The following is a 4932-nucleotide window of genomic DNA, read 5'->3' on the forward strand; positions in this document are numbered from 1 at the left end:
TTTTCGTCGTCAACGCGACCGATCTCGCCGCAGATGCCGCCGAGCTTGAAGACGTGACGGCGCATGTGGAGCGCAATCTGCTCCAGCACGGCATTCGTTTTCCGCGGCTGTTCCCGGTCTCGAGCCTGCAGGCGCTTGATGCTAAACGCTCGTCCGATTCGGAGCTGCTTGGGGCTTCCGGCTTCGAGACGTTCGAGCGCGCGTTCCTGGCGTTCACGCAGGAGGAGCTTGGCGGGATGGCCGCACAAGCGGCGGGCCAAGAGATCGCGCGCGCGCTCGGGATTGTCGAGGGCTGGCTTGATGAGGCCGCACAGGATGCCGAGACGCGCAGCCGCCGGATCGGCGAGCTTCGCGGACAGATGGAGCGCGCCCGGACGCTGGCCGCCGATTCGGCGGACGTCGCTTCGTACGAGCCGCTGCGCCAGGAGCTGCGCGAGCTGTTCCATCATGTGCTGCAGCGGATCCGCTACCGGTTCGGCGAGCATTTCAATTACGCGTTCAATCCATCGACACTGCAGGATGACGGGCGCGACCTGCGCAAAATGCTGTGGATGTCTTGGCTGGAGCTGCAGCGTTTGCTGCAGCAGGAGCTCGAACAGGAGCTGCAGGCGACGTCCCTGCGGCTCGGCAATGCGCTCCGCCGGCTGGCGGTCCGCCATTACGACGCGGCGGCCGCCTCGATCGGCGCAGAGCTCGACGGCTTTGCCCCGGCCGCATTCGAGCCTGAAGCGCCGGAGGCACCCGAGGCCGCTGGAGGCTGGAGCACCGACGCGGCGGAGCTGAAATGGCTGTGGGCGCGGTTCAAAAGCCCCCGGCACTTTTTTGAGGGCGAAGGCAAAACGGCGCTTCGCGGCGAGCTGGACGAGCTGCTGTCGCCTGCGATGCAGAGCTGGATGGACGGCGCGGCGAAGCGCTGGGAAGCGCACTATCGGCAAGCCTGGGAAGCGGCGCTGCGGCAGGCATCCGGGATGCTGGTCCGCGAAGCGGACGATTTTGCGGCGGGCCGGGAAGCTTCCCTCGGCGAAGCGATTGCGGCGGCGGAGCTGCGCAGGCTCAGAGACGGGCTTGCCGAATTGGTTTAAACCGGGCGCGGGCCTGGACGGTCTTTGCATGAATTTATCGCTGTTCAATCCGTTTTTTACCGTTGTTCAACCTTGGCGTCCGATCGGACGCCGAGGTTTTTTTTGCGGTTCCGGACAAATAGGCCTAATTAAAAGAAATCACTACCATGAATCATGATTCCTGACGATTCGGGAGATTGACGGTCAATTCATATTCGTAACGGAAGGATTCGCGGATTCCGGTTCGAAAATGACGCCACAGGCTGTTTGCCGAATGCTTGAAAAAGCTGGTAATATGCTTTCATGCTTCGCAAAAAGAGCCGACGGGGGAGAGACGGAAGTGGATATTTTCAGGCAGCTGAAACCATATTATTGGCCGGATCGCAGGCTTCTGGCATTATCGATTTTCGCGCTGATGTGCACGACGGCGCTCGGCTTGGCTTATCCGAACATGCTGCGCATTTTGATCGATGACGTGATACGGAATGAAAATTACGGTTTGGTGCCGGCATTGTCGCTCACGGTCGTTGGTGTCATCGCCCTCAAGGCTTCCATGCAATTTGTGCACGGTTTAACGGGCGGGCGGCTGGGCAACCGCGTGTCTTACCGTCTTCGAAATTCGCTGTACAAGAAGCTTCAGTATTTGTCCTTCCAATATTACGACACCGCCAAAACCGGCGATCTCATGTCGCGTCTGACGGCCGATCTGGAGGCGATCCGCAATTTCGTCGGCTTCGGCTTCGCCCAAATCCTGAATATGTTCCTTATGGTGATCTTCGGCGGCGCGATGATGCTGTCGATCCACTGGCAGTTAACGCTTGTCACCTTCGTATCGATTCCGTTTCTTGTGTTTACCGCCCTGAAATTCGAACGTAAAATTCATCCGGAGTTTCGCGAGATGAGGCAAGCGATGAGCAAGCTTACGACCGCCGTACAGGAAAATATTACCGGTGTCCGTACGGTCAAATCGTTCGCGCGCGAGGGCCATGAGGTGGAGAAATTCTCCCTTCGCAACGAGGAGTATAAAGCGAACCAGATCGGCGTCGCCTTCACGTGGGGGAGCTATTTTCCGGTGATGGAGCTGCTGGCCAGCCTCTGCGTCGTGGTGTTGCTCGTGTTCGGCGGCTCGCTCGTCATTCGCGGCTCGCTTTCGCTCGGGGAGCTCGTCGCCTTTTTCAGCATGACCTGGTATATCGTAGGCCCGATGTGGGGGCTCGGCTTTCATATCAACAACTATACGCAGTCCAAGGCGTCCGGCGAGCGGGTGCTCGAATTGTTGAACCAGCACATCCATGTGAAGGATGCAGAACACGCGCTGTCGCTCCCGGACGATGTACAAGGACATGTCCGTTTCGATAACGTCAGCTTTCATTATCCGGACAAAGCGCCGGCGGTTAAAAACCTTTCGCTCGACGCCCCGCCCGGCACCGTCATCGGCCTGCTTGGCGCTACCGGTTCCGGCAAATCGACCGTGATCCAGCTGCTGATGCGGGCGTACAACGTGCAGGAGGGCCGGATTACGCTTGACGGCCGCGATATCCGGAACCTGTCGCTTGAAAGCCTGCGGTCGCAGATTGCGCCCGTTTTTCAGGAAACGTTCCTATTCTCGGCATCGATCCGCGAAAACATCGCGTACGGGGTGGCGGAGATCGACATGGATGCGGTCATTCGCGCCGCGAAGCTGGCGAAGGCGCACGACTTCATCACGGAGCTGCCGCTCGGCTACGACACGGTCGTCGGCGAACGGGGCATGGGGCTGTCCGGCGGCCAAAAGCAGCGCATCGCCATCGCCCGCGCGCTGCTGCGCAATCCGCGCATCCTGATTCTGGATGACTCGACCAGCGCCGTGGATATGGAAACGGAGCACGAGATTCAGGCCGGCTTCAAGGAGGTCATGGCCGGACGAACGACCTTCATTATCGCGCACCGGATTTCGTCGCTCAGGCACGCCGACGAAATTATCGTGCTGAACAGAGGAGCGGTCATTCAGCGCGGAACGCATGACGAGCTGATTGCCGTGCCCGGGCATTACCGCGACACCTATGACATTCAATATGCCGACAGGCCAGGCGATGGGGACAGACCGGATCGCAGCAAAGCGGAAAGAAGGGTCGCCAAATGAACGCGGAAAACAAGGAAGCGAACAACGTGAAAAAGCAGAAAAACGAGCGGTTCGTCTACCAGGACGACGAGCTGATCGAAAAGCCGTTCAACTGGGCGCAGCTGCGGCGCCTGATGCAATATGTTAAGCCCTACAGCAAGCAGCTGCTGCCCGTCGTGCTCGTCATGATGGTGCTCGGAACGCTGACTCGGCTCGCGGTTCCGGCGATCATCATTCTGGCGATCGACGAGGCGATCGCGCCTGCTCAAGGGGAACCGAGCCTGTCGAAGCTGTACATGTACGCCGCGATTGCGTTTGGCCTGTATATCGTGCAATGGGCCGCCAACACCTATCGGATCCGCTATACGAACCTGATCGGACAGCGGATCATCTACGATTTGCGCCATGACCTTTTTACACATATTCAGAAGCTTTCATTCCGTTTCTACGACAAGCGCCCCGCAGGCTCGGTACTCGTGCGGATTACGAACGACGTGAACGCGCTGCAGGATCTTTTCACGAACGGCGTCGTCAACCTGATGATGGACTGCGTGCAGCTCGTTGGCATTGTCATCCTATTGCTCGTCTGGAATTTCAAGCTCGGCGCGGCAGTCATGATCACCGTACCGCTCATGTTTCTCGTCTCGTCGGCGCTGCGGAAGCGGATTCGGTTTGCCTGGCAGGATGTCCGGATCAAGCAATCGCGCATCAACTCCCACCTTAACGAGAGCATTCAGGGCGTAAAGGTGACGCAGGCGTATGTGCAGGAAAAAGCCAATATCGACTACTTCGACCATATGAACACGGTCAACCGCAAGGCCTGGAACAAGGCGTCGATGCTGAACCAGATGTTCGGGCCGGTGATCGAGGTGACGGCCGCGATCGGAACGCTCATTCTTTTCTGGTACGGCTCCTATCTCGTGCAAACGAATGCGATCACCGTCGGTCTGCTTGTCGGCTTCGCCAACTACATTGGAAACTTCTGGGACCCGATCAACCGGCTCGGTCAAATGTATTCACAGCTGCTGATCGCCATGGCGTCGTCGGAGCGAATTTTTGAATTTATCGACGAAAAGCCGACGGTGCATCAGAAGGAAAAGGCGGCCGAGCTGCCGGAAATCCGCGGCGACGTCACGTTCGACCGGATCGTGTTCGAGTATGAAAAAGGCCGTCCCGCGCTGAAGGGCATCAGCCTCGACGTGAAGGCCGGACAGTCGATCGCGCTTGTCGGCCACACCGGCTCGGGCAAAAGCACGATCATCAACTTGCTGTGCCGGTTCTACGATCCGGTGGAGGGAAGCGTGCGGGTCGACGGGACGGATATCCGCGACGTGACGATCGAAAGCCTGCGGTCGCAGGTGGGCATCGTGCTGCAGGACACATTCATTTTCTCCGGTACGATTCGCGATAATATCCGTTACGGCAGGCTGGATGCCACGGATGAGGAAGTGGAGCTGGCTGCGCAGGCCGTAAACGCTCACGATTTTATCAAGGCGCTGCCCGACGGCTATGAAACCGAGGTGCAGGAGCGCGGCAGCGTGCTTTCGATGGGCCAACGGCAGCTGCTGTCGTTCGCGAGGGCGCTGTTGGCTGATCCGCGCGTGCTGATTCTCGATGAGGCGACGGCGAGCATCGATACCGAAACCGAGCTCAATATTCAGGAGGCGCTCCGAACGCTGCTCTTCGGGCGGACTTCGTTCATTATCGCCCACCGGCTGTCCACGATCCGGCATGCGGACAACATCGTGGTGCTCGATCACGGCTGGATCG

At 58.9% G+C, this 4932-nt stretch carries 2 protein-coding genes and 1 pseudogene; all 3 read left to right on the forward strand.

The features are described from left to right. A pseudogene (locus BG52_RS16005) lies at window positions 1-1082 on the forward strand (dynamin family protein); the annotation flags it as partial. Between the two features lie 319 nt (window positions 1083-1401). After that, window positions 1402-3183, forward strand: coding sequence for an ABC transporter ATP-binding protein (locus tag BG52_RS06835; protein ID WP_036584003.1), 1782 nt, complete (start codon window positions 1402-1404; stop codon window positions 3181-3183). Next, window positions 3180-4932, forward strand: a 1753-nt coding sequence (locus tag BG52_RS06840) for an ABC transporter ATP-binding protein (RefSeq protein WP_036667007.1), incomplete at its 3' end; no start/stop codon positions are given. The genes BG52_RS06835 and BG52_RS06840, both read left to right, overlap by 4 nt.

Source organism: Paenibacillus darwinianus (assembly GCF_000598065.1).
GTDB lineage: Bacteria > Bacillota > Bacilli > Paenibacillales > Paenibacillaceae > Paenibacillus_I > Paenibacillus_I darwinianus.